The 24,630-nt window shown below is 64.1% G+C and carries 30 protein-coding genes; 18 read left to right on the top strand and 12 right to left on the bottom strand.

The window, feature by feature from the left end; all coding sequences use genetic code 11:
• Window positions 1-18 precede the first annotated feature (18 nt).
• Both AC57BR_RS20690 and AC57BR_RS20685 read right to left on the bottom strand, forming a co-directional pair.
• Complete coding sequence (locus AC57BR_RS20690; RefSeq protein WP_496364004.1) at window positions 19-1,266, bottom strand: ABC transporter permease; 1,248 nt, start codon at window positions 1,264-1,266, stop codon at window positions 19-21.
• Window positions 1,267-1,270: 4 nt separating this feature from the next.
• A complete protein-coding gene (locus AC57BR_RS20685) occupies window positions 1,271-2,200 on the bottom strand; it encodes an ABC transporter ATP-binding protein (protein ID WP_496364002.1) in 930 nt (309 codons plus the stop codon).
• A gap of 105 nt (window positions 2,201-2,305) precedes the next feature.
• Between AC57BR_RS20685 and AC57BR_RS20680 the strand changes: the two genes are divergently transcribed.
• The gene (locus tag AC57BR_RS20680; RefSeq protein WP_496364000.1) at window positions 2,306-2,725 is read left to right on the top strand and encodes a hypothetical protein; all 420 of its coding nucleotides are present in this window, start codon (window positions 2,306-2,308) and stop codon (window positions 2,723-2,725) included.
• Window positions 2,726-2,770: 45 nt separating this feature from the next.
• On the opposite strand, the gene AC57BR_RS20675 is transcribed toward AC57BR_RS20680, so the two are convergent.
• Both AC57BR_RS20675 and AC57BR_RS20670 read right to left on the bottom strand, forming a co-directional pair.
• Window positions 2,771-2,974 (bottom strand): hypothetical protein, encoded by a 204-nt coding sequence (locus AC57BR_RS20675; protein ID WP_496363998.1) that lies wholly within the window; start codon window positions 2,972-2,974, stop codon window positions 2,771-2,773.
• 131 nt (window positions 2,975-3,105) lie between these two features.
• Window positions 3,106-3,273 carry a hypothetical protein gene (locus AC57BR_RS20670; RefSeq protein WP_496363996.1) on the bottom strand — a complete coding sequence of 56 codons (168 nt, stop codon included), beginning with the start codon at window positions 3,271-3,273 and terminating at the stop codon, window positions 3,106-3,108.
• 444 nt (window positions 3,274-3,717) lie between these two features.
• Between AC57BR_RS20670 and AC57BR_RS20665 the strand changes: the two genes are divergently transcribed.
• A complete protein-coding gene (locus AC57BR_RS20665) occupies window positions 3,718-4,980 on the top strand; it encodes an MFS transporter (protein ID WP_496363994.1) in 1,263 nt (420 codons plus the stop codon).
• Window positions 4,981-5,067: 87 nt separating this feature from the next.
• Here the strand turns inward: AC57BR_RS20665 and AC57BR_RS20660 are convergent, their stop codons facing one another.
• The 7 genes from AC57BR_RS20660 to AC57BR_RS20630 form a co-directional block, all read right to left on the bottom strand.
• On the bottom strand, window positions 5,068-5,892 hold the full coding sequence (locus AC57BR_RS20660; RefSeq protein ID WP_496363992.1) for a sulfite exporter TauE/SafE family protein: 825 nt from the start codon (window positions 5,890-5,892) through the stop codon (window positions 5,068-5,070).
• Window positions 5,893-6,043: 151 nt separating this feature from the next.
• Window positions 6,044-6,355: a hypothetical protein gene (locus AC57BR_RS20655; protein WP_496363990.1), complete on the bottom strand. Its 312-nt coding sequence runs from the start codon at window positions 6,353-6,355 to the stop codon at window positions 6,044-6,046.
• 12 nt (window positions 6,356-6,367) lie between these two features.
• Window positions 6,368-6,706: a YnfA family protein gene (locus AC57BR_RS20650; protein WP_056084815.1), complete on the bottom strand. Its 339-nt coding sequence runs from the start codon at window positions 6,704-6,706 to the stop codon at window positions 6,368-6,370.
• Between the two features lie 34 nt (window positions 6,707-6,740).
• Window positions 6,741-7,271, bottom strand: a complete 531-nt coding sequence (locus tag AC57BR_RS20645; protein ID WP_496363988.1) for a DinB family protein — start codon at window positions 7,269-7,271, stop codon at window positions 6,741-6,743.
• A gap of 28 nt (window positions 7,272-7,299) precedes the next feature.
• On the bottom strand, window positions 7,300-7,785 hold the full coding sequence (locus tag AC57BR_RS20640) for a GNAT family N-acetyltransferase (RefSeq protein ID WP_496365195.1): 486 nt from the start codon (window positions 7,783-7,785) through the stop codon (window positions 7,300-7,302).
• Between the two features lie 35 nt (window positions 7,786-7,820).
• Window positions 7,821-8,168 (bottom strand): ArsR/SmtB family transcription factor, encoded by a 348-nt coding sequence (locus AC57BR_RS20635; protein ID WP_496363986.1) that lies wholly within the window; start codon window positions 8,166-8,168, stop codon window positions 7,821-7,823.
• A gap of 71 nt (window positions 8,169-8,239) precedes the next feature.
• On the bottom strand, window positions 8,240-8,980 hold the full coding sequence (locus AC57BR_RS20630) for an aquaporin (RefSeq protein ID WP_496363984.1): 741 nt from the start codon (window positions 8,978-8,980) through the stop codon (window positions 8,240-8,242).
• 45 nt (window positions 8,981-9,025) lie between these two features.
• Here AC57BR_RS20630 and AC57BR_RS20625 point away from each other — a divergent pair, with 45 nt between their 5' ends.
• The 9 genes from AC57BR_RS20625 (at window position 9,026) to AC57BR_RS20585 (ending at window position 16,312) form a co-directional block, all read left to right on the top strand.
• Entirely contained in the window at window positions 9,026-9,700 is a 675-nt protein-coding gene (locus AC57BR_RS20625) for a metalloregulator ArsR/SmtB family transcription factor (RefSeq protein ID WP_496363982.1), read from the top strand.
• Window positions 9,701-9,846: 146 nt separating this feature from the next.
• Complete coding sequence (locus tag AC57BR_RS20620) at window positions 9,847-10,269, top strand: arsenate reductase ArsC (protein ID WP_236803126.1); 423 nt, start codon at window positions 9,847-9,849, stop codon at window positions 10,267-10,269.
• Between the two features lie 25 nt (window positions 10,270-10,294).
• Window positions 10,295-11,272 (top strand): thioredoxin-disulfide reductase, encoded by a 978-nt coding sequence (gene trxB / locus AC57BR_RS20615; RefSeq protein ID WP_496363980.1) that lies wholly within the window; start codon window positions 10,295-10,297, stop codon window positions 11,270-11,272.
• A 168-nt stretch (window positions 11,273-11,440) separates the two neighbouring features.
• The gene (locus AC57BR_RS20610; protein WP_496363978.1) at window positions 11,441-12,832 is read left to right on the top strand and encodes an FAD-dependent oxidoreductase; all 1,392 of its coding nucleotides are present in this window, start codon (window positions 11,441-11,443) and stop codon (window positions 12,830-12,832) included.
• Window positions 12,833-12,865: 33 nt separating this feature from the next.
• On the top strand, window positions 12,866-13,540 hold the full coding sequence (locus AC57BR_RS20605; RefSeq protein WP_496363976.1) for an arsenate reductase ArsC: 675 nt from the start codon (window positions 12,866-12,868) through the stop codon (window positions 13,538-13,540).
• Window positions 13,537-13,956, top strand: a complete 420-nt coding sequence (locus tag AC57BR_RS20600; RefSeq protein WP_496363974.1) for an arsenate-mycothiol transferase ArsC — start codon at window positions 13,537-13,539, stop codon at window positions 13,954-13,956. Before AC57BR_RS20605 ends, AC57BR_RS20600 begins: the two co-directional genes overlap by 4 nt.
• Before the next feature lie 2 nt (window positions 13,957-13,958).
• Window positions 13,959-15,167 (top strand): MFS transporter, encoded by a 1,209-nt coding sequence (locus tag AC57BR_RS20595; protein ID WP_496363972.1) that lies wholly within the window; start codon window positions 13,959-13,961, stop codon window positions 15,165-15,167.
• Window positions 15,157-15,633, top strand: coding sequence for a universal stress protein (locus tag AC57BR_RS20590; RefSeq protein ID WP_496363970.1), 477 nt, complete (start codon window positions 15,157-15,159; stop codon window positions 15,631-15,633). The genes AC57BR_RS20595 and AC57BR_RS20590 overlap by 11 nt, the downstream gene beginning before the upstream one ends.
• Before the next feature lie 373 nt (window positions 15,634-16,006).
• Window positions 16,007-16,312: a putative quinol monooxygenase gene (locus AC57BR_RS20585; protein WP_496363968.1), complete on the top strand. Its 306-nt coding sequence runs from the start codon at window positions 16,007-16,009 to the stop codon at window positions 16,310-16,312.
• A 436-nt stretch (window positions 16,313-16,748) separates the two neighbouring features.
• On the opposite strand, the gene AC57BR_RS20580 is transcribed toward AC57BR_RS20585, so the two are convergent.
• The gene (locus AC57BR_RS20580) at window positions 16,749-17,642 is read right to left on the bottom strand and encodes a LysR family transcriptional regulator (RefSeq protein ID WP_496363966.1); all 894 of its coding nucleotides are present in this window, start codon (window positions 17,640-17,642) and stop codon (window positions 16,749-16,751) included.
• Window positions 17,643-17,923: 281 nt separating this feature from the next.
• On the opposite strand from AC57BR_RS20580, the gene AC57BR_RS20575 reads away from it, so the two are divergent.
• The 7 genes from AC57BR_RS20575 (at window position 17,924) to AC57BR_RS20545 (ending at window position 24,625) form a co-directional block, all read left to right on the top strand.
• Window positions 17,924-19,348, top strand: a complete 1,425-nt coding sequence (locus tag AC57BR_RS20575) for an NAD-dependent succinate-semialdehyde dehydrogenase (RefSeq protein ID WP_496363964.1) — start codon at window positions 17,924-17,926, stop codon at window positions 19,346-19,348.
• A complete protein-coding gene (pcaC, locus tag AC57BR_RS20570) occupies window positions 19,345-19,743 on the top strand; it encodes a 4-carboxymuconolactone decarboxylase (RefSeq protein WP_309108648.1) in 399 nt (132 codons plus the stop codon). The genes AC57BR_RS20575 and pcaC overlap by 4 nt, the downstream gene beginning before the upstream one ends.
• Window positions 19,740-20,642 (top strand): NAD(P)-dependent oxidoreductase, encoded by a 903-nt coding sequence (locus AC57BR_RS20565; protein ID WP_496363961.1) that lies wholly within the window; start codon window positions 19,740-19,742, stop codon window positions 20,640-20,642. The genes pcaC and AC57BR_RS20565 overlap by 4 nt, the downstream gene beginning before the upstream one ends.
• On the top strand, window positions 20,635-21,009 hold the full coding sequence (locus AC57BR_RS20560) for a hypothetical protein (protein WP_496363959.1): 375 nt from the start codon (window positions 20,635-20,637) through the stop codon (window positions 21,007-21,009). Before AC57BR_RS20565 ends, AC57BR_RS20560 begins: the two co-directional genes overlap by 8 nt.
• A gap of 5 nt (window positions 21,010-21,014) precedes the next feature.
• Window positions 21,015-21,893 (top strand): alpha/beta fold hydrolase, encoded by an 879-nt coding sequence (locus AC57BR_RS20555; protein ID WP_496363957.1) that lies wholly within the window; start codon window positions 21,015-21,017, stop codon window positions 21,891-21,893.
• A gap of 170 nt (window positions 21,894-22,063) precedes the next feature.
• On the top strand, window positions 22,064-23,443 hold the full coding sequence (locus AC57BR_RS20550) for an MFS transporter (RefSeq protein ID WP_496363955.1): 1,380 nt from the start codon (window positions 22,064-22,066) through the stop codon (window positions 23,441-23,443).
• A 72-nt stretch (window positions 23,444-23,515) separates the two neighbouring features.
• Entirely contained in the window at window positions 23,516-24,625 is a 1,110-nt protein-coding gene (locus AC57BR_RS20545; RefSeq protein ID WP_496363953.1) for a zinc-binding dehydrogenase, read from the top strand.
• Window positions 24,626-24,630 lie beyond the last annotated feature (5 nt).

Raw genomic sequence — 24,630 nt, 5'->3', positions numbered from 1 at the left:
GGGCGGCACGTGTGTCAGCTACTTGGCCGCCAGTTCCTTCCGGCGGAACGTCCCGGCGATGGAGAGCTTGCGGCCGTATTCGATGGAGCCGTAGCGGAACAGGTGCACTGCCAGGCGCAGTACGAGAATCCCGACGATGAATATCTCGGCGATCACGATGGCCGATTCGACGGCGCCAAGTGTTCCGAAGGCGTTGCGGAGCAGCGCGGTTATGGGGGCGGTGAGCGGGAAGTAGGTGAAGACCTGCACGATCAGGGCTTCGGGGTCGCTGATGATGAGGCTGACGGCGTAGAAGGGCACGAAGATCAGGGCCATCAGCGGCCCGAAGATGGTGCCAGCCTCCTTGGCCGTGGGCATGATGGCGCCGATGGCCACGAGCACGCCGGTGAACAGGGTGAACCCGCCCAGCAGCAGCAGCGCCCCGGTGATCATCGGGACAGGCTCGAATACCAGGGAGGAGTGGTCGACGTCGGGCAGGGACACTGAGTCGCGGAACAGGAAGTAGCCGACGGCGATCGGCGTGAGGAACACTGCTATCTGGAGGAGGCCGACGGCGAACAGTGAGATGATCTTGCCGGTGACCAGAGTGGTGGGGTTCAGGGTGGTCAGGATCATCTCCGTGACCCGGTTTTCCTTCTCCTCCAGCGTGCTGTTGAGCATCTGGTTGGACAGCAGGATGATGCTGACGTAAAAAATGACCAGGAACAGCAGCGGCGGAATCACTGAGCCAATCCCCCCGGAGACCCGGCCGCCCCGGTACGTTTCGGCGTCGAACTTCACTCCCCCGCTCAGGGCCGCTGTGACCTCCGGCGAGTTGACCCTCGACTGGGCCGCGGTGACCAGCAGGTGTTTGGCCACGGCCTCATATTTGCCGTTCTCGAACATGCCCTTGTCCGCGCCATAGACCTTGACCGGCTCGGTGCCGGGGTCGGCTGGGTAAGCGAAATAGGCCTCGCTGCTGCCGTTCTTCACCGACTGGAGCGCGGCGCCCGGATCGGACGTCAGGGTCCCGCCGATGGCTTGGGCCAGCGGCGCGGGGATGAGTCCGGAGGCATCCGTGTAGGTGAAGGTCAGCGCAGAGTTCTTCTGGGCGTCGGCGTTTGCCGAGGTGCTGGAGTTGCTGGCGTAGACGAGGGCGAAGATGATCGCGAAGACCACCGGGATGGCCAGGGTGGCGATCACGAACCCGCGCTTTTTGATGGTGCGGACGAATTCGAACCCGACGACGGTACCCAGGTTGTGCTGTTTGAATGCTGTGCGTGCCATCGTCCTAGACCTCTGCCATTTCGTGCTGTTCCCCGTAGACCTGGATGAAGATTTCCTCCAGGGACGCCCGTGCCGTGGCGAAGCTGCGGACCGCGACGCCGGCTCCGATCAGTTCCCGCAGGACCGCCGTTTCGTCGGCACCGGCGGCCGGGGCCAGCTCGGCGTGCCCGTCTGCGTAGCGCACGACGTCGTACAGGGCCGAGGCGGGCAGGACGCCGTCGTAGCCCAGCCGGTACAGGGTGCCGCCGAACTGGTCCTGGACTTCGGCGACGGTCCCGTAGGCCCGGGAGGTGCCGTCTTTGAGGAGGATGACCCGGTCACAGAGCCGTTCCACTTCCTCCATCTGGTGGGTAACCATGATGACCGTGGCGCCGGCGAGCTTCTGTTCCTCGATGATGTCCATCAGCAGCCGGCGGTTCACGGGGTCGAAGCCCTTCGTGGGCTCATCGAGGATGAGCAGGTCGGGGTCGTTCATGATCGTGACGCCGAGCTGGACCTTCTGCTGCTGGCCGCCGGAGAGCTTGTCCAGCCGGACGGCGGCCTTGTCCGCGAGGCCCACGCGCTCCAGGTAGGTCTGGGACCAGGTGCGGGCCCTGTGTTTGCTCAGGCCCTTGAGCCGGCCGAAGTAGACCATCACGTCCAGGACGGCTTCCTTCTTGTACAGGCCCCGCTCCTCCGGCAGGTACCCAAGCCGTGCCCCGTCCCGGGGCTCGAAGACCTTCCCGCCGATGTGCAGGGTCCCGGCGGTGGGCTGGTAGATGCCCAGCAGCGCCCGCAGCGTGGTGGTCTTCCCGGACCCGTTGCTGCCCAGGAAGCCGAAGGTCTCCCCGGCCCGGACATCGAAGGACAGGTCTTTGACGACCGTTGTTTCCCCGAAGTCCATGCGGAAGTTTTTGATGTGCACAAGCGGCTCGGCCGCGTCCCCCAACGTCATGAAACCCAGCCTATAGGAAGCGATTCAGCCGTCTCGGTTCCGGCCACGAAAGTCTGCCCCGGGAAGGTCTCGTCAGCGCCCGGGCCCCACGAGTAGCTTTGTGCCATGACGGAAGACTTTGACCTTGAGGCGGAAGAATCGCAGGAAATCGCGAACGATCCGCGCCGAATCGGGTACTGGTTCTTCAGGGCGCTCCATGACCGGGCAAAGAACCTGGACGACCTGCATCTGATCGTGACCCCGGAGTCCCGTCCATCGTGGGGATCCTTCGAAATCGCCGCAGCGCTGCTGGACTCCATCGAGGACGCCGGCATGCTCCAGCAGGCTGTCTACGCCGATGGAGACCTCGACGTCTGCTACGTGCGAGTTATCCGGGAAGCCAAGGAACACACCTCCCACACACCAGCCGCCATGCTGGATGATCCACTGCTGATCACGCTCGTGTGGCGGCCGGACCACGGCCGGTGGATGGTTCATGGCTTCGGCGACATGGTGCACCCGGACAGGGTGCCCCGCGGGGCTTAGCCTTTTCGGGTTAGCCGGCCTGAAGAAAATGTTCCGCGCAGGCCCTCACTCGGCAGGATGAACAACCTCGTCCATTTTGGCCTGCTCACGGCTGTAAAAGGCCCGAAGCGTGTGTTTGACCGCCAGTCGAACGACGATATATGCGAGCAACAAAATCAGGAAAACCTGACCCAAGACCCAAAGAACACCCACGATTAGGCCGACGTCCACAGTAATTCCCCCCAATAATCCAATGGCAACGATATTCACACTAGTACTCGTCCGGCCCCATAGCGGTGGCAGTAATGATCTTGGTTTCAATCTCGTCGGCCATCTGGAGCGCCCCTCGGCCCTATTCAGTCTGGCTGGACACAGGACGCGGACGGCCGCGCCATGCCTTTTCAGATTGCCAGATTCTCGCCGCCGGATCTTCCCTGCGTCGCGGCTAGGCCTTGAGCTCCCACGTAGAGGTCGTCGCGCCGGACGCTGGCGGCCAGAAGGTCTGCCTGATGCCGGTCGGTCGACTGCTGCCGAGTCGAGACGCACACGTAGCCGATCAGTTTGGTCAAGGGGTGCTCCAGAGCGTCTCATAACTAACGGTGGATACGGCGATTCAACCAGAAGGTTGTGAGACATAGTTACGAGAATCGCTGGCCAAGGACGAATTTGTACGATTCCACGAAGATTAGGGCATTGCGGTCCTCGCGGTCGTTCAAATAGGTGAGACGTCTCGTTTCCCAAGGGTTGTGAGACGGCGCACTCTAATTGGGGGACACGCACCTGGCGATGAAAAGGGCAGAACAATTGGTTCCTCAAGGGCGACCGGTTGAAAGGGGTTGGTGCCTCGCAAGGAGGCATGAGGCAGTGTCTGTGTCAACCTTTTTGGCCCCGGCGTGACGGCTATATCCGGCCCTGGTGGGAATGAACGGGGTGTGAGATCGGTCGTTCTGCGGATTTTGAAGGAGGGCGAGCTCGGAGCACGATAGACGGACGAGCTACAGGAAGCGCAGCGAATGACGAACCCCATGTCCCCTCCTGCGCGGCCGGCGACCGCGCAGCCGTTGACCGCGTTTCGCTACATTTTCGTCTTCGGCATTGTGAGTGCCCTCATGGACGTGGTTTATGAGGGTGCGAGGAGCGTCACGGGACCGTTCCTTGGCCTTCTTGGTGCCTCGGCGCTGTTGATCAGCGTGATCAGTGGTGCCGGTGAAGCTGTGGCTCTGGTCCTGCGTTTGGTCTTTGGCCGCCTGGCGGACCGGCCGAAGCTGCGTTGGGCGCTGGCTATGACTGGATACGGTCTTACGGCCCTGTCCGTGCCGTTGCTGGGAATCACGGATGCCCTTTGGGTTGCTTGCGTGTTCGTGCTCGCCGAGCGACTGGGCAAGGCAGTGCGCAGTCCGGCGAAAGACGCAATGCTCGCCGAGGCGGGAACCGCCGTCGGCCGTGGCAAGGCATTCGCACTGCATGAGGCACTGGACCAGGTCGGCGCGTTTATTGGTCCGCTCCTGGTCGGGCTCTCTCTAGCCTTGTCAGGCAGCTATGGGCCCGGCTTCCTCCTTCTTGCCGTGCCCGGAGTCGCCGCGATGCTGGTCCTGTTCTGGCTCCGGCGGCGGGTTCCGGATACCTCTATATACGAGCCGGCTCATCACGTTACTTCGGAAGCAGACTCTGCCGGAGGTTCCGAGGGATCCCCGGTGCCTGCGGCCGCCGCCGTTGGCGGCGGGCTGCCGCGCAGGTTTTGGCTTTACGCGGCTTTTAGCAGCGTGACGATGTTCGGATACGCCACCTTTGGCCTGCTCTCCTACCATTTGGTCGTCAATGGGCTCTTGGCTCCTGCCTGGATCCCGGTGGTTTACGCCTTTGCCATGGCCATGGATGCCGTGGCGGCTCTGGCCTCGGGATGGCTTTTTGACCGGGTCGGACTCAGGGTCCTCATTGTCCTCCCGCTGCTGGCCGCCGCTGTCCCGTGGCTGGGGTTCAGCATGAACACCGCCTTGGCAGTGACCGGAGCACTCCTATGGGGCGCTGCCATGGGCGTCCAGGAAAGCACCATGCGTGCCGGCGTCGCCGAACTCGCACCACCCTTGCGGCGCGGCAGCGCCTACGGCATTTTCACCGCCTGTTACGGCGTTGCTTGGCTTGCAGGCAGTATTCTTATCGGTGCCCTGTACCAGCAATCAATTTTCGCCCTGGCCGTCACACTGACTATCGTGCAGGCAGCAGCTCTGGCCCTGTTCCTGGCGACTCGTCCCCACCGCAGCAAACCCGTGCACTGAGGCTCAGTCATCGATGGCGGCCGGACCGCCGTGGCGCAATGTTGAGCCGCCCCCTTGTCGGCGTTTCTCTTCCCGGTCGCGGCCGCGTTAGTCGTGGTTCCAGACTTTGACGGATGACAGCAGTAGGAGCAGGACGAGCAGGGGGATGAGGACCAGGTTAGGTACGGCGCCCAGGAGCAGACCGCCAAGAATGGTTCCGGTGATGGATCCCAGTGTCATGGTGATCAGGAAGGGCTTGCTTTGACTGAGCACGGTGAAGCTCTTGTCCCTGCTGAAGCGTGCGAAGGCCACGAGCATGGTCGGCAGGGACACTGCCAGGGAGAGGCTGCCGGCGATCTTGATGTCGGTACCGTAGAGCAGCACGATTGTGGGAATCAGCAGCTCTCCGCCCGCGACTCCCATCAGGGCAGCGACGACGCCGATGAGGACGCCGGCGATGATGCCGAACACGGTCCGCGGGGCGGCCGGAATGCTGAGGGGGTCCACGTGGAAGAAGTGGGTCACGAACAAGAGCACCGCGATCAGGACGAGCAGGACCGCGATCACGCGGAACAGTGTTTTCGACTTGAGCTTAGTGGCCCAGTGCGCGCCGATCCAAGCGCCCAGGAGGCTTCCTGCGAGCAGGTTCAGCACGATGTACCAGTGCGGTGATAACTCCCCTAGGGGGACGGCAAGGAGCCGGGCTGGTAGTGCGGTGATCACGACGATCAGGCTCATGGCCTTGTTCATGATGATGGCCTGCAGCGCGGCGAAGCCGAAGAGACCGATGAGCAGCGGAAGCCTGAATTCGGCGCCGCCCAGGCCGATCATGCCACCCAGGACACCGATGATTGCTCCGGCAAGGAACACCAGCGGGAGGGATTGCTGTCGTGCCTGTCCAGGGGCAAGCAGCGGCATGGTTTTGCTATTCATACCTGCAAATTATCAGCAGCAGCAGCCCGGAACTGTCGGCTGTCCAGCGCGGTTGGACGTATCGGGGCCATCCAAACCTGTCACAGTCAGTGCAGCCCGGTGAGATGATTCCACCGGCCCCCATCACACGGAAAGGCCCGACCACGGCCGCCTAGGAAGTACGTGGCGCCGAGCGCAGGGCCGCCTGGAGATCTTTTTGGGAGGGTAGGCCGGCCAGGCCCGCCTCAGTCTGGTAGACCCTGCAGGTCAGAGCAGGGGTAGCGGTTGAGGGGAACAGGTCGCGGCCGCCGGCAATGAAGGAGGGTGAACCATGGAAGTTCAGAGATTCGGCTTGCTCCTCGTTGCTGAGCTCGACCACGCGGATGTCCACCCCTGTGTTTTCGGCAGCTAGAGCGCTACGGAACAGTTCCGGCGCAGCAATGCTGTTGGGGCAGTCCGGGATAACTCTCAACTCGTAGGTCACTGATTTAGTATTTCAACCTGCGTTGCGCGGCGCGAACATGATGACGGCGACCCCGAGCAGGCAGATCGCAGAACCTGCGATGTCCCACCTGTCGGGCCGGAAACCGTCAAAGGCCATACCCCACAGCAGCGACCCGGCGACGAACACACCCCCGTAAGCGGCAAGGATCCGGCCGAAGTGCGCGTCCGGCTGCAATGTCGCAGCGAAACCGTAAATACCGAGGGCGATGACGCCCAGTCCGGCCCACCACCATTCCTTGCCTTCCCTGACAGATTGCCAGACCAGCCACGCGCCGCCGATTTCCGCGGCGGCGGCAAGAATGAACAGCAGGATTGTCTTCGCGATAGTCACGCCGCCCATCATTGCAGGCGCGCGGCCAGGCGGTTTACCGGTGCGAGCGGTCCAGGCTGAGTTGCCCTGCATGGAAGTCGAAGTGTTTTGTCGGGTACGCGTAAACGTCGTTAAGTGTCATGGTGGGCGTGAAGAACGGATCCCACCGGTCCGGGAAGGGCATCGACCTGGACAGCGATGCGTGGCTCTCGCGCTCCAGCCTGCGGGTGATGGCGTTGATGGTTTTGTCGAATTTCCGGGCCATCCGCCGCCGGTTCAAGTAGAGCGCTGCACTGCGGGAGCCCCAGTAATTGATGACGTCGAAGGGGTGCGTGCCTACGTTCAGGAGTGCGGCGAAGGCCTTTCCGAGGGGCGCGGGGAGCCGGCTGATGAGGTGGACGAGTGGAAGCAGTGCGCGGACCACCATGTAGCCGAAAACCATGTGGAAGAGCAGTTCTTCGTTGGTCCACTTCGTGCCGTCGCTCTTGTGGCGAAGCTCTGCAGCGGTGGCGCCTGCCAGCCACTTATCGAGCTCGGCCCGTGCGCGGCTGTAGCCGGCCAGGATGTCTTCCTTGGTCGGTTCCACGTTGCCCTCCACGATAATGATTGGTTGGTTAGATGCTGGGTGAGCGGCGTTCGATCAGGAGGGTGTCACGCCACTGGCCATTCAATGGGCCGTGGTTCATCCGGGCGATGCGCTGCCGGCGGCCGACAATGGAGAAGCCGTGGGCCACGTGGAGTTTGAGGCTGGCTTCGTTCTCAGGGAAAACGCTGGCCTGGATGGTCCAGATGCCCTGGCGCTCGGTGGACTTGATAAGCGCTTCAAGGAGGGCTTTGCCGGTGCCCAGGCCGCGGGCAGCAGAGGCTACGTACACAGAGTGTTCGACCACACCGGAGTATGCGGGGCGGGCTGAAACGGGCGAGACGGCCGCCCAACCGACGGTCATGCCCTTTGTAGTTTCGGCGACAAGCCGATGGCCTGGAAGCCGGGTAGCGTCGAACCGGTCCCAGTCGGGTGCTTCGGATTCGAAAGTGGCGTGGCCGGTGTCGATTCCCTCCTGGAAGATGTCCCGAACGTCCGGCCAATCCTCCTGACGCATGGAACGGACAAAGACGCCCGTCGGAACCGCGGGGGTCACAGGCTCTCCAGGAGTCCTGCGGTGCGTTCCAGGGCGCCGGGGACGAGCGAGAAGTAGGCCCAGGTGCCGCGTTTTTCGCGGTGCAGCAGACCGGCGTCAACGAGGATCTTCAGGTGGTGGGACACGGTCGGCTGGGTGAGATCCAGCGGATCGGTCAGGTCGCAGACGCAGGCTTCGCCGCCTTGAGCGCTCTTGACGATGGACAGCAGCCGCAGCCGGTTCGGGTCGGCAAGGGCCTTGAAGACCGCCGCCCTGTTGTTCGCCTCGGCAGCGCCCAGGCTGGGCTCTGCCGGCGGGCAGCAGCCGGTGTCCGTGGCTGGTTCAAGCAGCGGCAGTGAGGTCATGTATCCATTATGCCCCGATATTGACGGTCATCAATGTATGCCCAGGGGCGTCCTTTTGCCCTGCGGGAGGGTTATGGCTTGGTTGCTTTGGCGCCGTGCGGGATAACGACGTCATCCGCGGCGCGGGCAGCGGACGGGAACAGCAGGAGCAGCAGGCCCAGGCCGATGGCCGCACCGATCAGCTGGGCGATCACGAAGGGCGGCACCGAACCCGGTGCGATGCCGGCGAACGTGTCGCTAAAGATCCGGCCGACGGTCACCGCGGGGTTCGCGAAGGAGGTCGAGGACGTGAACCAGTAGGCGGCCCCGATGTAGGCGCCGACAGCGGGTGCTGCGAGGGCGCCCCGGTTGGTGGCCGCAAGGGTGAAGATCAGCAGGATGAGCCCGGCGGTGGCGACGACCTCACCAAGCAGGTGCCCGGTGGTGGCGCGGTCCTTGACGGAGATGGACGTTCCGACCTCAAACATGGCATTGGCCAGGACGCTGCCGCCGATCGCCCCGGTGATCTGGGCGACCATGTAGGCGCCAACGTCCGGCAGGGTCAGGCCGGAGCCGCTGCGCCGGCCCAGGAACCAGTCGGCCAGGGACACGACAGGGTTGAAATGCGCGCCGCTGACCGGACCGAAGACCAGGATCAGCACCGTCAGCCCCAGAACGGTCGCTGTGCTGTTCTCGAGCAGCTGCAGGCCAACGTCATTGGGTGAGAGCTGCTGGGCGGCGATCCCGGAACCAACGACGATGGCAACGAGCAGGGCAGTCCCGAGTAATTCAGCAAGGGCGCGGCGCCACAACGGCGGCTGGTGTGAAGTCATAGAACCAGCTTGACCGAAAGAATTAACTCAGTCAAAATTGAATCAATGAAAACTGAGGCAGATGACACATTCCAAGCGAGGGTGGCCAGGCATGCGGCTCTTGCCGATCCGGCACGCCTGCGCATCGTTGACCTCCTGACACTCGGTGACCTGTCTCCGACGGAGCTGCAGTCCGAACTGGGCATGCCCTCGAACCTGCTTTCGCACCACCTGCGAACCCTGGAAGACGCCGGCTTGGCGACCCGGCACCGGTCCGAAGCGGACAAACGCCGCAGTTACTTCCGACTTGCGGCCGGGGCCCTGGATGGACTGGTGCCCGGAGTGGTGCAGAATGCCGGTCGCGTCCTGTTCGTCTGCACCCGCAACAGCGCCCGCTCCCAGCTGGCCGCTGCCCTGTGGCGCCAGGTCAGCAGCATCCCGTCGGCCTCGGCCGGAACACACCCCGCGGAACGCATCGCGCCCGGCGCGGTCGACGCCGCGCGCCGCCACGGCCTGGACCTGCCCGACATCGCCCCCCGGTCCCTGGACGACGTGGCCGCAGCGGCAGACTTCGTCGTTACCGTCTGCGACAACGCCCACGAGGAACTGCCCGGGATCCGCGGGATCCACTGGTCCGTTCCCGACCCCCTACGCCTGGGAACAAAGGAGGCCTTTGACCGAGCCTTTGATGACATCGCCCACCGCATCACCGACCTCGCGCCCCGCCTCAGCGCCGCATAAGTACGCTGAACCACCACAACAAATATTGACATTCATCAATGTATAGCCCGATACTCGCTATATCGATCATCATCAATGTTCGGTTGGGGAGCGTCACCGGCACCATGCAGTCCACACCACCCACAACCGATTCCAGGAGAAACACCGTGAGCACCGAAACCGCCAAGAAGCCCTCCGTCCTGTTCGTCTGCGTCCACAACGCCGGCCGTTCCCAGATGGCCGCCGCTTTCCTCACCACGCTTGGCAAGGGCCAGATCGAGGTCCGCTCCGCAGGGTCCCAGCCCGCTGACAAGATCAACCCCGCCGCCGTGGAGGCCATGGCCGAAGTCGGCATCGACATGTCAACCGAGGTCCCCAAGGTCCTCACCACCGAGGCCGTCAAAGAGTCCGACGTGGTAATCACCATGGGCTGCGGCGACGAATGCCCCTACTTCCCCGGCAAGCGCTACGAGGACTGGGTCCTGGAAGACCCCGCCGGCAAGGGCGTCGAGTCCGTCCGCCCCATCCGCGACGAGATCAAGACCCGCATCGAGGGCCTGATCGACTCCCTGATCCCGGCCGCCAAGTAGCCCGAAACCCTCAAGGAACACGCCCATGAGCAACGAACAGCTGATCATTATCGGCTCCGGCCCCGCTGGTTACACCGCCGCCATCTACGCCGCACGCGCCGGCCTCGAACCGCTCGTGCTGGCCGGATCGGTCACCGCGGGCGGTGCCCTGATGAACACCACCGAAGTGGAAAACTTCCCCGGCTTCCCCGGCGGGATCCAGGGCCCCGAGCTGATGGACGGGCTGCAGGAACAGGCCGAAAAGTTCGGCGCCAAGGTCGTATTCGACGACGTCACCGAAGTCCAGCTTTCCGGCCACCTGAAGACCGTCGTCACCGGAGCCGGCGAAACCCACCAGGCACCGGCGGTCATACTCGCCACCGGCTCTGCCTACAAGGAGCTCGGCCTCCCCGAGGAAAAGAAGCTCAGCGGCCACGGAGTGTCCTGGTGCGCCACCTGCGACGGGTTCTTCTTCCGCGACCAAGACATCATCGTCGTCGGCGGCGGTGACTCGGCCATGGAGGAAGCAACCTTCCTGACCCGGTTCGCGAGGTCGGTGACCGTCGTCGTCCGCAAGGGCGAGCTGCGGGCCTCCCGCATCATGGCCCAGCGGGCCAAGGACAACCCTAAGATCAGCTTCGCCTGGAACTCCGCGATCACCGCTATCCACGGCGACACCAAAGTCACCGGAGTGACCCTCACGGATACTGTCACCGGTGAAACCCGCGAGCAGGCCGCGACCGGCATCTTCGTGGCCATCGGCCACCTCCCGCGCACAGAACTGGTCGCCGGGCAGGTGGACCTGGACGAGGAGGGCTACATCAAAGTGGACGCCCCCACCACGGTCACCAACCTCTCCGGCGTCTTCGCCTGCGGAGACGCGGTGGACCACCGCTACCGCCAGGCCATCACGGCCGCGGGAACCGGCTGCGCGGCCGCCCTGGACGCCGAACGCTACCTCGCCGCGCTGGATGATGCGGACAGCATCGCCACCGCGCTGGTCGAAGAACCGATCCACGCCTAACCGGGAAGAGGGAGGGGGTGAGCGCAATGACCAACGGATGCTGCGGCGACTCAGGTTGCTGCGACGAGGACTGCTGCTAACCACTGTCCCCGGGCACCTGCCGGCCCCCCGGCCGGCAGGCGCGCCCCCAACACAACCGCACCACCACTACGGATGAAAGAGGACACCATGGATTCAGCCAAGAATCTCCCGGTCGCGGTGATCGGCGCCGGCCCGGTCGGCCTGGCCGCCGCGGCCCACCTGCTCGAACGGGGCCTGGAACCGCTGATCTTTGAAGCCGGCACCTCGCCGGGGGCTGCCATTGAACAGTGGCGCCACATCCGTCTTTTTTCACCGTGGCGGTTCAACACCGACGCCGCAGCCGTACGCCTCCTCGAAGCCACCGGCTGGGAAGCTCCACGCCCCACGGCCCTGCCCTACGGCGGGGAGCTGATCGACAACTACCTCGCCCCGCTGGCCGCGCTGCCTCAGATCTCCTCGCGCCTGCAGACCGGTGCCCGCGTCACAGCCGTGACCCGGCAGGGGCTGGACAAGACCCACATCAAGGGCCGCGACACCACACCTTTCATCGTGCGGGTCGAACACAGTGACGGTGAAACCCGGGACCACACCGTGGCAGCAGTCATCGACGCCTCCGGCACCTGGTCCACCCGCAACCCGCTGGGCACCTCGGGCCTGCCGGCCATCGGAGAAGACGCAGCAGCGGACCGGATCTCCGCGCCGCTGCCCGACGTCACGGGCCGAGACCGTGCCGCCTTTGCCGGCCGCCGCGTCCTGGTGGTCGGTGCCGGGCACTCGGCCGCCAACACCCTGATCAACCTCGCCGACCTCTCCCGGGATGAGCCGGAGACCCGAATCCTGTGGGCCGTCCGCGGCGACTCGGCCGCGAAAGTTTACGGCGGGGGCGACCTGGACGGGCTGCCTGCCCGCGGCCAGCTCGGCGGCCGGGTCCGTCGGCTCGTGGAAGCCGGAAAGATCGAGCTGCGCACAGGCTTCGGCATCAGCTCCCTTAAATCCCTCGACTCAGGAGTTGTTGTTGAGTCCGTGGACGGCCGGACCCTTGAGGCCGACGTGGTGGTCCCCTGCACCGGTTTCCGGCCCGACTTGGACATCCTGCGCGAGCTTCGCCTCAACCTGGACCCCGCCGTGGAAGCGCCGATGGAACTGGGTCCGCTGATTGACCCGGAATTCCACTCCTGCGGTACCGTCCCGCCGCACGGCGCCAAGCTCCTGGCCCACCCGGACAAAGACTTCTACATCGTCGGGATGAAGTCCTACGGCCGCGCACCCACCTTCCTGCTGGCCACCGGCTACGAGCAGGTCCGATCCGTCGCCGCCACCCTCGCCGGGGACCAGGAATCAGCCGACGCCGTTCACCTCGAACTCCCCGAAACCGGCGTCTGCTCCACCGACGCCGGCACCAGCTGCGACGTCCCGGCCACTGCATCCGCAGCAGCGGAAGCCGCTCCTACAGAGGGCTGCTGCGCCGCACCCGAACCGGTGCTGGTCGGCTTCCCCACGGGCCTGGTCCACGGCCGCTCCGGCGCCAGTAACTCATAACCCCAGTCAACGAACCCCTATTGGAGAGCTGTCATGACTGAATACCGCGATACCGGCCTTGGCCTGCAGGACAACACCGGCCTCCTGCGCCGCATCAGTGAACGGCTCGCCGAGAGGTTCGCCGGGGTCTTCGCCGCCGAAACCGTCGAACGCTACGTCTTCGAGTCCTACACGGCACTGGCGCGCACCGCAAAAATCAGCGCGTACCTGCCCGCGACCACCGAGCACTTCGCCAACGACCGGCTGGCAGCCCTGGCCAAATCCAAGGGCGCAGCCGGATCCGAGGCCCCCGAGGTCCTGTTCGTCTGCGTGCAGAACGCAGGTCGGTCCCAAATGGCCGCAGCGCTGCTCACCGTCGAAGCCAAAGGCAGGGTACATGTCCGTTCCGCCGGATCGCTCCCGGCGGCGGAACTGGATCAGAGCGTCGTGACAGTCATGTCCGAAATGGGCCTGGACCTTTCCCGGAACTACCCGAAACCCCTGACCGATGACGTCGTCCGCGCCTCCGATGTGGTCATCACGATGGGGTGCGGGGATTCCTGCCCTATCTACCCCGGCAAACGGTACGAGGACTGGGACCTGCCCGACCCGGCCGGCCAGCCTCTCGACACCGTCCGGGACATCAGGGACCAAATCCATGAACGGGTCAAAGCCCTCGTTGCCTCACTTCCCGCCGTCTCACTCGAAAAGGAAACAACCTCCTCATGAACCAGGAAAAGACGCCGTCCGTATTGTTCGTCTGCAGCAAGAACGGCGGCAAATCCCAGCTCGCCGCCGGCCTCATGCGAGACCTGGCCGGAGATGCCGTTGCCGTCTATTCCGCCGGCACCAAGCCGGCGAAGTCCCTGAACCCGCAGGCGGTGGAGTCCCTGACCGAACTGGGCATCGACGTCAGCGGCGAATACCCCAAACCGGTCACCGACGAAGTCCTGGACACGGTGGACGCCGTTATTGTCCTGGGCACCGAGGCCAAGCTTGAACCCGTCGAGGGCAAGCGCTTCGAGTTCTGGGAAACGGACGAGCCCTCCGAGCGCGGCATCGAAGGGATGGAGCGGATGCGACTGGTCAGGGACGACATTAAAACCCGGGTCCAGGCGCTCTACACGGAGCTCACCGGGAACTAGCGATGTCCGCCCCGGCGCCGTCACTGACACTGGCTGCGGAAGGTGCACCGCGCGGCGGACTGGCCGCGCTGTGCATCACGCAGACCATCAGCTGGGGTGTGCTCTACTACGCGCTGCTGGCAGCGGTCCGGCCCATCAGTGATGACACCGGCTGGGACCCGGCCCTCATCACGGGGGCCTTCTCCGCCGGGCTGGTGGTGTCCGCGGCGGCGGGGATCGCCGTCGGCAGGATCCTGGACAGAACCGGCCCGCGGAACCTGATGATCGGCGGCTCCCTGCTCGGTGTCCTAGCACTGGTCCTGGTGGGGCTGGCACCGAACCTGGCCGTCTTTGCAGCGGCATGGCTGCTGGCCGGAACCGCGCAGGCTGCGGTGCTCTACCAGCCGGCGTTCACCGTCATCAACCGCTGGTACGGCCCGGCCCGGGTTCGTCCGCTGACCATCCTGACCCTCGTGGCAGGATTCGCGTCCACCATTTTCGCCCCAGTGACCGCAGCCCTGTGCAGCGCGATCGGGTGGCGCGGAGCCTTCCTCGCCCTCGCCGGACTGCTCGGCGCCGTCACTGTGCCGCTGCACGCACGCTACCTCAACGGGTCCTGGCAACAGGTCAGCCACCCTGCCCAGCTCACCGGGGACAGAGCGCTGGTCCGCAGCATCCGGCGCAGCCGTGAATTCGTTGGCCTGCAGGCCCTCATGGTCCTGCTGTGCCTCGGCCTGTATACCGTGACGCTGAATATCATCCCGCTGCTCATGGAAAAGGGAGCCGACTACACCTTGGCTGCCCTTGGACTTGGACTCGTGGGGGCAGGACAAGTCGCCGGCCGCCTGCTCTTCGCCGCGATCCCTGCCAATGGCCGTATCGCGGTCGTCACCGGAACAGCTACCGGCGCCGTCCTTCTGCTCGCGCTCCTGCCAGGACCGGTGCCCCTGCTTATCGCTGCCGGCATGCTCGCCGGCGCCGTACGCGGCTGCCAGACACTGCTGCAGGCCACCATCGTCGCGGACCGGTGGGGAACAACCAGCCTCGGCACCCTCCAAGGGATCTTCGCCGCGCCTCTCACCATCGTCACCGCTCTCGCCCCGGCAGCAGGCCCGGCGATAGCTGCCTGGCTTGGCTCCTTTACCGCCATGGCCTATGTCATGGCCGCCGCCTCCGGAAGTGCCCTGCTCCTTATCGCTGCCTCCCGCAGGAGAAGCCCCCATGTCGGATGAGGAATGGCCTGAAGGACCCGTCATTCTGGGAACCGCATGGGATGTCTCCGAGCATCTGATCCGGACCGCTGCGGGCATGGCCGCCACCCTGGGAGAACACCTCATCTGCGCCTTCGTCGACCCGGCCAGCTACCTCACGGAATGGGCGCCAGCGCAACAACTCACAGCTCTCTCCCTGGACCCGAGCATCAACGAAGAAGCACAATTCCCCTCCGAACACATGCAACGAAGGATCGAAGCTATTCTCGGGAAACCCGGGGAAACCTGGTCGTTCCGGGTGCTCAACGGCGACGTGCCAAAAGCCCTCAACCGACTGGCCGAAAACACCAACGCAACCATGCTTATCGTTGGCGCCGGCCGGCCAGGAACCCTGGCCTGGCTGGACAGAACCCTCGAAGGATCCGTGCCCATATCCCTGATCCACCAACACCGGCGGCCCGTCCTCGTCGTCCCGGAGCCCCTCTAAACAGACCTGATAGGACAACAAGAAGACATGTCCGAGCGTCCAGTCGGCGAGCCTCCCATACAACTCGATGTCTCGAAACCTCTATGCCTCGAAACTCTAGGGTTTCGAGACGCTTTTCGAGACTGGTTCTCTGCAGCTCCTGTCAGAACTGCCTTAAGGAGTTCGTTTAGACGAAGCGCCTCGATGAGGCCCGTGCCCAGCTCCTGTGCCCCGGTGCCCAGTTCGGATCATCCCTCTAACCGGCCAGGTGTTCTCTTTGGGAGAAGTAAATGTTGGCAAAGTGCGTCTACAAGGAAGCCTGGGGCCCGAATACTCTGGTTTCACCGGACCGAGGTCCCCGCTTCTGTTTCACACATGCTCAAGGGAGAGTTTTTTGTTCAACGTAGTCGCCAAGTATGGCGTCAAGCAGGGAATGACAGAGGACGTTCTCGGTCTCCTTGCGCAAATGGCAGCCGCTACCCGCAGGGAACCGGGCAACCTTTCCTATGACTTTTATCGCGGCGGGGAGGATCCGACACAAATCGTGATTCTCGAGTCCTACGACGAGGCGGAAGATTTCGACCGGCACAGAGAGAGCCAACATTTTCTGGACGTAGGCGTCCGTCAGATCATTCCGCGGCTGGTTTCCCGCCACGTCTCCACCTACACCTCAGAGGATGTGCCTAATGAAGTTCCGTGAACGAATCCGTATCCTGGCACGTGCGGTGCTCGACGCTTGGTGTGACGGCCTTGGAACATCGATGCCCGTGACATTCACTGAGACGAGATCGTGACGCCATATCAGGACAGCCGTGTGCGAGACTGGTCCGCTCTTTCCCCGGAAGACAAAGTGGTCGTGACCGAGCCGGACCGCCAGGACTACCCGGGCGACGATTGACACCAAAACGGCTGATTCGGCGGTTGTTCGGGTGACTGATGACGGCGGGCAACGGCGTGCCTTTGACCACAGGGAAGGCGTCGAGCTCGTTGAATTCCCATAATTCGCGCGGCCGGGTAGGCAGCAGGACTGCCTCCCCCGTTTGTAAACGAGCAAGAGCCGGATGCTGCTCTTGCCCGCAACATGGCGGGTCCTTTCCGCCAGCCGCGGTCAGTGCTGCTGATCCTGGTGGAGGCCCTTAGGCGGCCGCAGACACAGACTGCTCTGCTGGGTTGAGGTGGTCCTTTAGCTCGGTGATGAAGGCTTTGAGGTTCGCGGACCGGCAGTCCCGCCGCCACATCAGCCAGGTTTCCGCGGTGCCGAGACTGCCTTCTATCTCGTGAACCTGGACGCGGCTTGCTCCGGGCAGTGTCTCGAGGAGGGATTTGGGCATCATGCAGATGCCGCCGCCGGCCGCGACGCAGGCGAGCATGCTGTAGTACGAGGAGATTTCGACGATTCGGCCCGGGACCATTCCTTGCGAATCGAGCCAGTCCTCAAAGCGTTGGCGGTAGGAGCAGATGGTGCCAAACATGAAGGCGGTCGGGTGTGATGACTTGAAGTCGTCGTTGATCTCGGTGACCGTCTGCGGAGTGAGGATTACGAGATCCTCCGCAAAGGCCCTGATGCCGGTGAGCGAAGGGACAGCGGGCTTTCCGTCAGAGAAGGCTGCCGTGAGTTGCCCGTTCAACAGATGGTCGAACAGCACGCCAGAGGAGCCTGCTTCGAGTTCAACGTCGACGGCCGGGTAGCGGAGATGGAAGCTGGCCAGGATGGGCGGTATCCGGACTGCCGCTGTGCTTTCGAGGGCGCCGAGACGGAACTTGCCGCGGGGTTCGCCTTGGGCCGTGAAGGCTTTGGCGTCGTTGCACAGGTCGATGATCTTTTGGGCATGATCACGGAAGATCTCCCCATCGGCCGAGAGCGAGCTTTGCCGCTTGTCCCGGACCAGGAGCTTGACTCCAAGTTCCCGCTCCAGCTGCTGGATGCGGGTGGAAACGTTGGAGGGGGCACGAAGAAGCTTGTTCGCGGCTTTGGTGATGCTGCCCGTCTCCGCTACGGCAAGAAAGATTTCCAGCTGCGAGATCTCCATCGTCCTCATTCTCTTTGAGTGAAGTGATGCGCGCTGATGCATCACGCTCACAGAATGATGACAGTCTTCGGGATTCTTTTCAACCGCTCTTTTCGGTCGCCCGCTCCTTCGATCCCAATCCGCCCCTGAGAGGCAAGGGCAGGTTCGAGAAGCTCGACCCACGCACCGGACCATTCTGTTTTTGAGAAGTGAAACTTCGGAAACTTCTTATTTATCAAAGCGACGCAGGCTTCTAGAGTCGTTGTTAGTCCCATCACATACGAACTTGAAGGAACACAATTATGGGCACCATCGAAGTTGCCGTCGCTAAGTCGACGAACCCGGCTACCGGCGAGGAGGTCGCGGCCTATCCCTATCTGGATGAGCGGGGCGTCGCGGGCGTTGTCCAGTCAGCTGCCGAGGGTTTCGCCCAGTGGCGGGAGACGTCCCCCGCCCGGCGCGCTGAGGTTTTCCGCCGTCTTGCGGAACTGCTGCGCCGCGACACTGCGAAGCTCGCCGGGGTGATCACGGCCGAAATGGGCAAACCCGTCACCCAGGCGCAGGCAGAGGTGACCAAGTGCGCGAACATGCTGGACTGGTACGCAGAGAACGGCCCGGCCATGCTGGCGGACACTCCAACAACCATCGGCCCGGAAGCCTACGTTTCCTATCTGCCCACGGGCACGGTGCTGGCGATCATGCCGTGGAACTTCCCGGTCTGGCAGATCTTCCGCGGTGCTGCCCCGATCATCCTGGGCGGTAATGGTTACCTGCTGAAGCCCGCGTCGAACGTTGTGGGCTGCGCCTTGGCACTGGAGTCACTGTGGGAGGAGGCAGGGCTGCCGAAGGGTACTTTCGCCGTCGTGAACTGCGACCGTGACCAGGTCCCCGCCATCATCCACGACCCGCGCATCACAGGCGTCGCAGTGACCGGAGGGACCGTCGCCGGGCAGAGCGTGGCCGCGGAGGCCGGGCGGGCACTGAAGAAGGTCATCCTCGAACTCGGAGGATCGGACCCGTTCATCGTCCTGGCCGACGCCGACCTGGACAAGGCCGTCGACGCCGCAGCCACCGGGCGGATGGTCAACGCAGGCCAGGTATGCATCTCGGCCAAGCGCATCATCGTCGAACGCCCCGTCTATGCCGAGTTCACCGCCAAGCTCGCCCGCAAGGTTCAAGACTTCAAGGTCGGTGACCCCACCGACCCGGACACCTTCGTCGGCCCCATGGCCAAGGAAGAAGGCCTGCTGGACGTTGATGACCAAGTCAAGCGCTCCGTCGCCGAAGGTGCTGAGCTTCTGACCGGTGGTCACCGCATCCCCGGTCCTGGCTCCTTTTATGCCCCGACGGTCCTGGCCGGCGTCACCGAAGCCATGACGGCTTTCAAGGAGGAGATCTTCGGCCCGGTGGCAACCGTCATCGCGGCCGAGGACGCCGAGGACGCCCTGACCAAGGCCAACGATTCCGAATTCGGGCTCAGCGCAGCGATCTGGACTGCCGACAGCGCGAAGGCCCGCGCCATGGCCCGGAAGATCGACGCCGGCGGGGTCTTCATCAATGGCCTCTCCGTCTCGGACCCCCGCATCCCGATCGGCGGGGTGAAGAAGAGCGGTTTCGGCCGCGAACTGTCCTATCTGGGCGTCCACGAATTCACTAACATCCAGGCGGTCTGGGACCAGACCCCGCTTAACGCCGCCAAGGAAGCAGCACAAGGAGTAGCACAATGAGCACCACCACCATCAACCAGGAGCTCTTCGACAAGGGCCTGGCCACCCGCCGGGAGGTCCTCGGCGACGAGTACGTCCAGCGCAGCCTGGACAGCGCGGACGAGTTTTCCATGCCGATGCAGGAACTTGTCACCCAGTACTGCTGGGGCGATGTCTGGAACCGCCCAGGCCTGGAACGGGCACAGCGCAGCCTAATCAACCTGGCCATGATCAGCGCCCTGAACCGGCCCCACGAGCTGAAGGTCCATGTCCGCGGCGCGGTCCGCAACGGCGTCACAAAGGAGCAGATCAAGGAAGTCTTCCTCCAGGTGGCCATCTACTGCGGGGCGCCCGCCGCTCTGGAAAGCTTCCGCCTGGCCCGTGAGGTCTTCAAAGAGATGGAGGCCGAAGCATGAGCACCATCGGCTTCATCGGTCTGGGCAACATGGGCTTTCCCATGGCCTCGCGGCTCGCTGAAGCCGGCCATACCCTCATCGTGGACGACCGCGACAAAGGCGCCGTACAGCGGTTCCAGGACCAGCACCCCACGTCCCGGACGGCCGCAGACGTCAAGGCCTGGCAGGACGCCGACATCATCATCACGATGCTGCCCAACTCCGACATCGTCGAAGCCGTACTGAGCGGGGGCGTGGCCGCGGCCGCCTCGTTGAACACCCTGTTCATCGACATGTCCTCCTCCGAGCCCATCCGCTCCAGAGATCTGGGTGCCCGGCTCGAACGGCAGGGCATGCGGTACCTGGACGCCCCCGTCTCCGGCGGGGTACGCGGAGCCCAGAACGGGCAGCTCGCCATCATGGTCGGAGGCCGCTGGCACGATCTGGACCAAGCCAAGGACATTTTCGACGTGCTGGGCAAATCCGTCATCCACGTCGGTGACGCAGGCTCCGGACACGCCGCCAAGGCCCTGAACAACCTGGTCTCCGCGGCTTCGGTCGCTGCCACCGTCGAAGCCCTGCGCGTTGGAGAACGCTTCGGCATCGACCCGGCAACCCTGACCGAGGTCCTGAACGACTCCTCCGGACGGAGCAACACGTCCGAGAACAAGGTCGCACAGTTCATGCTCTCGGGCACCTTCGGCTCCGGTTTCCCGATCGGGCTGATGACCAAGGACATCAAGATCGCCACGGCCCTTGCCGACTCCCTCGGCGTTGATGCCCGCTTCAGCCACGACTGCGAGGCCATCTGGCAGTCAGTCCTCGACGCCGGCCACGGCGCCGAGGACCACACGAGAATGTATGAATACCTCGCCACCCCCACCCCCGCTTTCAACGATGAAAGGCAAATCCATGCGTGACTTCGCACAGGTGCTGCAGACCGCGACCCAGGACTTCGAGTTCAACCGCGAGATGCGCTACTACACCGGCAACCTGCACGTCGCCATCGGCGACAAGGCCTGGCTGGCCGCCTACGACGACGGCAAATTCCTCTCCGTGGAACCCGCCGACACCGACCCTCAGGGCGCGGCGATCTGGATCAAAGGCACCGAGGAACAGTGGAAGGACATGACCGCCGAGCATCCGCGGCCCTTCTTTCAATCCCTGCAAAGCTCTTCGGCCAAACACGGCGTGCTGCTGAGCAACACCCACCAGCTCTACGCCTACCTGCCGGCGCTGAACCGGCTCATGCAAATCTTCCGCCAGCTCAACCGCGAAGGAGCGTAAAAGCCATGGCAAAGTTCGAACCCATCAAGGGTGGCTACGTCTACCTCACCGTCGAGGACATCGAATACCGGGTCTACTACGAAGAAGCCGGTCAGGGCATCCCGCTGATCGTCGGGCACACCGCAGGCTCCGACGGCCGCCAGTACCGGCACCTGCTCAACGACGCAGAAGTCACCTCCCGCTACCGCGTCATCGCCTTCGACCTGCCCTTCCACGGCAAGTCCCTGCCTCCGCACGGAGACAAATGGTGGACCCGCGAATACAACATGACCAAGTCCCGCATGATGGCCTTCCCCAACGCGCTCTCCGAAGCACTGGAACTGGACCGGCCCGTGTACATGGGCAGCTCCATGGGCGGGCACCTGGCCATCGACCTGGCCTCCAACTTCAACGACCGCTACCGCGCCACCATCTCCGTCGAAGGCGCCCTGCGCTCCGCGACCGAGTACGTCGAGGTCGGCATGGACGGCATCCGCCGCGAGTTCGACAACCCCAACGTCTCACGCACCTCCACCGGTGCGGCGATGCTGCTGAACATCTCCCCGTACTCGCCGGAGGAGAACGTCCGGGAAATCCAGTGGGAGTACCAGTGCGGCGGACCCGGTGTCTTCGCCGGCGACCTCTATTACTACTACTACGACCACAACGTCAGCCCCGAAGAAGCCGCAGCGATCGACACCAGCAAGTGCATGCTGTACTTCCTGACCGGCGAATACGACCCCAACACCTCCCCGGCCGACACCAAGGAAGCCGCGAACCTGGTCAAGGGCTCCAAGTTCTGGGAAATGCCCAAGCTCGGCCACTTCCCGGTCACCGAAAACTACGACGAGTTCCGCAAGTTCCTCCTGCCGATCCTGGAAGAAATCGAAGGCAAGTCCGCCTAGGACCGCCTTCACGGCGGGCCGGCATTGACCGGCCCGCCGGACACGGCGCCGACCATCCGGCGCATCACCGCACTGCGGGGCCCTGCTGCCGCCACGTCCTTAGGCAGTCACGCCCAAAAACAGATGTAACTCCCGTCACATTCGTCAGTACCCATCAATGGAGCTGGAACATGTCCTCAACAAACAGCACGGCTTGGCGGCCGGCGCACGTCACCAACCGGCAGATCAAATTCGCGACCATCCTGGCCTTCCTGGCCTGGGCCTTCGCGGTCTACGACTTCATCCTCTTCGGCACGCTCCTGCCCGAACTCGGCAAAGACCTTGGTCTGAACGAAGCCGAACAGGCCACCATGGTCACCTGGATGTCCGTCGGCGCCGTCGCCCTGGGCCTGCTCGCCGGGCCCGTCGTCGATAAATTCGGCCGCAAAGCCGGACTCGCCTTCACCACCGCCGGAGCCGGCATCGCCTCGGCACTGACCGCACTGGGCGCAATCGTCCCGGTCGCGGCCCTGGTCGCCATCCGTTCCCTCAGCGGCCTGGGCCTGTCAGAACAGGGCGTCAACGGCGCCTACCTCAGCGAACTCTACGGCGCCTCCGATGACCCCAGGATCAAAAAGCGCCAAGGCTTCATCTACTCCCTCGTCCAGGGCGGCTGGCCCATCGGCGCCATCCTCGCCGCAGCACTGACCGCCGTCCTGCTCCCCACCATCGGCTGGGCCGGCTGCTTCGTCTTCGCCGCCGTCCCATCCCTGATCGTCGCGGCACTGGCCCGCAAACTGCGCGAATCACCCCAGTTCGAATCCATCCAAAAGATCCGCCAGCTCCAGAAAGCCGGCCACCACGCCGACGCGGAACACCTTTCCGCCGCCCTCGGCATCGAAGAGCACGAAACCCGCAGCACCCTCGCTGATGTCTTCCGCGGCCGGAGCCTGCGCACGACCCTGTCCCTGGCGCTGGGGCACATCCTGAACTACTTCCCCGTCCAGGTCTTCAGCGTCCTCGGCACCACCGTCCTGGTCAGCGTCCATAACGTGTCCTTCACCAACTCCCTGGCCATCCTCCTGATGTCCAACCTCATCGCCTACCTCGGCTACCTCACCCACGGATTCCTCGGCGACAAGTTCGGCCGGCGCAACGTCATCGCCTTCGGCTGGATCACCGGTGGCATAGTCTTCACCGCCATGATCTTCGGACCCAGCGACTTCTGGACCGTTGTCGCCCTCTACAGCCTCGGAACGTTCTTCCTCATCGGCCCGTACTCCTGCGTCCTGTTCTTCGTCGGCGAAAGCTACGACACCCGCATCCGCGGCCGCGGAGCCACCTTCGTTGCAGCAGTAGGACCCATCGGCGCCATCATCTCCAGCGCCCTGGCCGCAACCCTGCTCTCCAACGGCGGCAACTGGGCCACCGCAGCGTTCCTCTTCGGAGCAATCCCGTGCGTCCTGTCCGGCGTCGCGGTCCTGTTCTCCCGCAAGCACCAGCACGTTGCGGACCCCGTACACATCCCGGCCGTCGCCGGCGGAGCACCCGCGGACGAGACAGCCCACTAACAACACGAGCAGGCAGTTGCCGGGGCGCCCACGAGCCCCCCGGCAACTGCCGTCCAACGAAACGGACCCCCAATGCCTGAAACCGCCTACGGCCGCATTGCCGTCATGACCAGCCCACGCGAACTCGACTACGCCGAGTACCCGCTTCCCGCCCCGGAACCCGGGGCAATCCTGATGAAAGTGACCAGAGCCAACGTCTGCGGCTCCGAACTGCACATCTGGAACGGCAAACACCCCGTCAAGAAAAGCGGCGGCCTCGGCCACGAAATGGTCGGCACCGTCGCCGCCATCGGCGAGGGCCGTCCCACCGATAACGCCGGCCAACCACTCAGCCGCGGAGACCGCATCGTCACCACCTACTTCCAAACCTGCGACCGCTGCGACCGCTGCTTGGGCGGACAGCCCAACCTGTGCGACAACGCCTACGAATTCTTCGGCAAACAGCCCACCGAAGCACCCCACTTCCACGCCGCCTTCGGCACCCACTACTACATCCACCCACGCCAGCACGTCTACAAAGTCCCCGACGAGATCCCCGACTCCGTGGCCGCCAGCGCTAACTGCGCCCTCTCCCAAGTCACCTTCGGCATCGACCAGATCGGCCTGCAATACGGCGAAACCCTGCTCATCCAGGGCGCCGGTGGACTAGGCCTGAACGCCGTCGCCGTCGCCAAGGAACGCGGCGCCACCGTCATCGTCATCGACCCTTCCGAATCCAGGCTCGAACAGGCCCGGCGCTTCGGCGCTGACCACACGATCAACATGGCAGAAATCCCGGACCTCGAGGACAGGATCGCCGCCATCCAGCGCCTTACAGGCGGCCAAGGCCCCGACGTCGCCATTGAGCTAACCGGTGTCCCCGACGCCTTCGCCGAGGGACTGCGGCAGATCCGGCGCGGCGGACGCTACCTGGTCATGGGAAACCTCTCTCCCGGCCGGACCGTCCCGTTCGACCCCGGCTACGTCACCCGCAAAGCCCTGACCATCAAGCACGTGGACCGCTACGAAGGCCGCTACCTCTACAAATCCCTGGCCTTCCTCGCCGAGCAACAGGACAAATACCCCTTCGTTGCCATGATCGACGCGACCTTCACCCTCGACGGCGTCGAAGAGGCCCTCGAGAAGTCACTCGCCCGCGAAGTCACCCGCGCCGCGATCCTCATCGACGAGACAACTGCCTGACCTGC

This window comes from Arthrobacter sp. BGA-UO-ETr-C19, from assembly GCF_059568005.1.
Note: the sequence above shows the minus strand (reverse complement) of the source record. Positions and strands in the feature narration are given on the sequence as shown.

Bases quoted from the DNA above. Each gene is read 5' to 3' on its own strand.
- AC57BR_RS20690 (WP_496364004.1), bottom strand. From the start codon at position 1,266: ATGGCACGCACAGCATTCAAACAGCACAACCTGGGTACCGTCGTCGGG.
- AC57BR_RS20685 (WP_496364002.1), bottom strand. From the start codon at position 2,200: ATGACGTTGGGGGACGCGGCCGAGCCGCTTGTGCACATCAAAAACTTC.
- AC57BR_RS20680 (WP_496364000.1), top strand. From the start codon at position 2,306: ATGACGGAAGACTTTGACCTTGAGGCGGAAGAATCGCAGGAAATCGCG.
- AC57BR_RS20665 (WP_496363994.1), top strand. From the start codon at position 3,718: ATGACGAACCCCATGTCCCCTCCTGCGCGGCCGGCGACCGCGCAGCCG.
- AC57BR_RS20660 (WP_496363992.1), bottom strand. From the start codon at position 5,892: ATGAATAGCAAAACCATGCCGCTGCTTGCCCCTGGACAGGCACGACAG.
- AC57BR_RS20640 (WP_496365195.1), bottom strand. From the start codon at position 7,785: ATGCGTCAGGAGGATTGGCCGGACGTTCGGGACATCTTCCAGGAGGGA.
- AC57BR_RS20635 (WP_496363986.1), bottom strand. From the start codon at position 8,168: ATGACCTCACTGCCGCTGCTTGAACCAGCCACGGACACCGGCTGCTGC.
- AC57BR_RS20630 (WP_496363984.1), bottom strand. From the start codon at position 8,980: ATGACTTCACACCAGCCGCCGTTGTGGCGCCGCGCCCTTGCTGAATTA.
- AC57BR_RS20625 (WP_496363982.1), top strand. From the start codon at position 9,026: ATGAAAACTGAGGCAGATGACACATTCCAAGCGAGGGTGGCCAGGCAT.
- trxB (WP_496363980.1), top strand. From the start codon at position 10,295: ATGAGCAACGAACAGCTGATCATTATCGGCTCCGGCCCCGCTGGTTAC.
- AC57BR_RS20610 (WP_496363978.1), top strand. From the start codon at position 11,441: ATGGATTCAGCCAAGAATCTCCCGGTCGCGGTGATCGGCGCCGGCCCG.
- AC57BR_RS20605 (WP_496363976.1), top strand. From the start codon at position 12,866: ATGACTGAATACCGCGATACCGGCCTTGGCCTGCAGGACAACACCGGC.
- AC57BR_RS20600 (WP_496363974.1), top strand. From the start codon at position 13,537: ATGAACCAGGAAAAGACGCCGTCCGTATTGTTCGTCTGCAGCAAGAAC.
- AC57BR_RS20595 (WP_496363972.1), top strand. From the start codon at position 13,959: ATGTCCGCCCCGGCGCCGTCACTGACACTGGCTGCGGAAGGTGCACCG.
- AC57BR_RS20590 (WP_496363970.1), top strand. From the start codon at position 15,157: ATGTCGGATGAGGAATGGCCTGAAGGACCCGTCATTCTGGGAACCGCA.
- AC57BR_RS20580 (WP_496363966.1), bottom strand. From the start codon at position 17,642: ATGGAGATCTCGCAGCTGGAAATCTTTCTTGCCGTAGCGGAGACGGGC.
- AC57BR_RS20575 (WP_496363964.1), top strand. From the start codon at position 17,924: ATGGGCACCATCGAAGTTGCCGTCGCTAAGTCGACGAACCCGGCTACC.
- pcaC (WP_309108648.1), top strand. From the start codon at position 19,345: ATGAGCACCACCACCATCAACCAGGAGCTCTTCGACAAGGGCCTGGCC.
- AC57BR_RS20565 (WP_496363961.1), top strand. From the start codon at position 19,740: ATGAGCACCATCGGCTTCATCGGTCTGGGCAACATGGGCTTTCCCATG.
- AC57BR_RS20560 (WP_496363959.1), top strand. From the start codon at position 20,635: ATGCGTGACTTCGCACAGGTGCTGCAGACCGCGACCCAGGACTTCGAG.
- AC57BR_RS20555 (WP_496363957.1), top strand. From the start codon at position 21,015: ATGGCAAAGTTCGAACCCATCAAGGGTGGCTACGTCTACCTCACCGTC.
- AC57BR_RS20550 (WP_496363955.1), top strand. From the start codon at position 22,064: ATGTCCTCAACAAACAGCACGGCTTGGCGGCCGGCGCACGTCACCAAC.
- AC57BR_RS20545 (WP_496363953.1), top strand. From the start codon at position 23,516: ATGCCTGAAACCGCCTACGGCCGCATTGCCGTCATGACCAGCCCACGC.